Annotated in this window: 3 protein-coding genes; all 3 read left to right on the forward strand. The window is 62.6% G+C overall.

The annotated features are described in order from the left end of the window. The coding region (locus EOA13_RS39210) for a TOBE domain-containing protein (RefSeq protein WP_245490582.1) at window positions 1-309 on the forward strand (309 nt) is incomplete at its 5' end. After that, the gene (locus tag EOA13_RS35785) at window positions 299-1456 is read left to right on the forward strand and encodes an amidohydrolase/deacetylase family metallohydrolase (protein WP_127297871.1); all 1158 of its coding nucleotides are present in this window, start codon (window positions 299-301) and stop codon (window positions 1454-1456) included. The genes EOA13_RS39210 and EOA13_RS35785, both read left to right, overlap by 11 nt. 88 nt (window positions 1457-1544) lie before the next feature. Further along, window positions 1545-2258 (forward strand): aldehyde dehydrogenase family protein (locus EOA13_RS35790; RefSeq protein ID WP_245490583.1); only part of this gene is annotated, 714 nt, incomplete at its 3' end.

The following is a 2258-nucleotide window of genomic DNA, read 5'->3' on the forward strand; positions in this document are numbered from 1 at the left end:
GGCGGAAGTTCCGACCAGATTCTCGGCGTGCGTCCCCACGACCTGAAGCCGGCATCCCGCGGCAATGGTGGTCTCACACTTTCGGGCGAGCTTGTGCTTATCGAACCCGCTGGGCCCTTCCAATTCCTCGACGTCGACGTCGCCGGCCACATCGTCCGGGCAACCTGCAGCGATGCGTCCGGCCTGTCCTCGGGCGAACGCATCACCCTCTGCGCGAGCCCCGACGTTGTCCGCTATTTCGCCGCCGAGGACGGCACCCGCATCAATCAGCATTTCTTGGAAACTGAAAGCCGAATTCATGCCCTATGATCTCGTTTTGAAAAATGGTCGCGTCATCGATCCTTCCCAGGGCATCGACCGCATCACCGATGTCGCCTTTGCTGGCGGAAAGGTGGCTGCGCTTGGGGACGGTCTTTCCGGCGCGCAAGAACGAAACGTCTCCGGCTTGATCGTGACGCCCGGCCTGATCGATCTGCACACGCATGTTTACTGGGGTGGAACGTCGCTCGGTGTGGACCCGGACGCGTTTGCTCGCAAGAGCGCGGTTTCGACCTGCGTCGATACCGGAAGTGCCGGACCGGGAAATTTCCCGGGATTTCGCAAGCATGTGATCGAGCGGAGCACGGCCCGCATTCTCGTCTACCTGCACATCTCCTTCGCCGGCATCTATGGTTTTGCCAAGAACATCATGATCGGCGAAGGCCATGACATGCGGCTTCTTGCCGGGCGTGAGGCAGTCGAGGTCATCAATGCCAACCGTGACGTCATCATTGGCGTGAAGGTGCGTATCGGTCGCCACGCCTCCGGTCCCGCCGGTATCCAGCCTCTCGATGTCGCGCTGCAGGTTGCCGACGAGACGGGCCTGCCGCTGATGGCCCACATCGATGAGCCGCCGCCCTCCTATGAGGCCGTTGTCTCGCGCTTGCGTGCTGGCGATGTGCTGACCCATTGTTTCCGGCCCTTCCCCAATGCGCCCGTCGACGGCGCAGGCAAGATCAAGCCGGAGATCCTCGAGGCAAGGCAACGCGGCGTCCTTTTCGATATCGGCCACGGGATGGGCTCCTTCTCCTGGAAAACGGCGCGCGCGATGATGGCGCAAGGTTTCCTGCCGGACACCATCTCCTCCGATGTTCATGCGCTCTGCATCGAGGGCCCGGCCTACGATCAGGTCACGACGCTTTCAAAATTCCTGGCGCTCGGCATGTCGATCAACGACATCATCGCGGCCTCGACCATCAATGCGGCCAAGGCATTGCAGCGCCCTGAGCTTGGAACGTTCAAGATTGGCTCGGCCGGGGATGCAAGCGTCCTCGAATTGCGCAATGGCGCGTTTTCCCTTGAAGACACGCGCGGCGAGATTGTCGTTGCGCCTGAACGTATCTTTGCCGCCGGTCTGGTCATTGCCGGCCAGGATATCGGTACCGATGATCAAACGCTCGCAGCAGCGGCGGAATAAAGGAGATCTGAAAATGGATGGTGGCTACGCAATGAGAGACGCGCCGGCCAATTTCATAGGCGGCGAATGGCGGACGGAGCCGGATACTATGGCGGCGGTCAATCCCGCGACCGGAGAGATCATTGCCCAACTCCCGCGATCAAGCCGCGAGACGGCACAACGGGCCGTCGCCGCTGCAAAGGCAGCCGCGCCGGCATGGGCAGGCATGCCGGTTTTCAAGCGCGCCGCGATCTGCGTTGCCATCGCCTCGGCAATCGACGCCGCGCAAGAAAAGATTGCACGCATCCTCTCGGCCGAGCAGGGCAAGGTTCTTGCGGAGGCCATGGGTGAGGTCGGCAAGGCCGCCGATGGCTTCCGACTCGCATCCGAGCTCGTCAAGCAACTGGGTGGCCAGACCCTGCCCGCGGAGGATCCGACGAAACTCGTCATGACGATCCGCCAGCCGCGTGGCGTGTACGGCGTCATCACCCCTTGGAATTTCCCGGTCAACATCCCCGTGGAATATCTGGCACCGGGCATTGCGACCGGCAACACCATCGTCTGGGTGCCCGCCCCGTCCACCTCGCTGGTCGCCTGTGCCTTGATGGAGGTAATCGACAGCGCCGGTCTTCCAGCAGGCGTCATCAACCTGGTTATCGGTGAAGGCGCAACCGCCGGCGATGCCGTCGTGGTCCATCCCGACGTCGCGGCCATCGGCTTTACGGGGAGCGCCGCGACCGGCAGGAAAATCGCCGAGCGCGTCGCCGGCAAGCCGCTGCTTCTGGAGCTGGGCGGCAACGGTCCAGTGATCGTTTTCGAGGAT

Origin of the sequence: Mesorhizobium sp. M7A.F.Ca.US.011.01.1.1, assembly GCF_003998295.1 — a bacterium.
Taxonomy (GTDB): Bacteria; Pseudomonadota; Alphaproteobacteria; order Rhizobiales; family Rhizobiaceae; genus Mesorhizobium.

Excerpts from the sequence above, each read along its gene's own strand:
- EOA13_RS35785 (WP_127297871.1), top strand. The coding sequence starts at position 299 with ATGCCCTATGATCTCGTTTTGAAAAATGGTCGCGTCATCGATCCTTCC.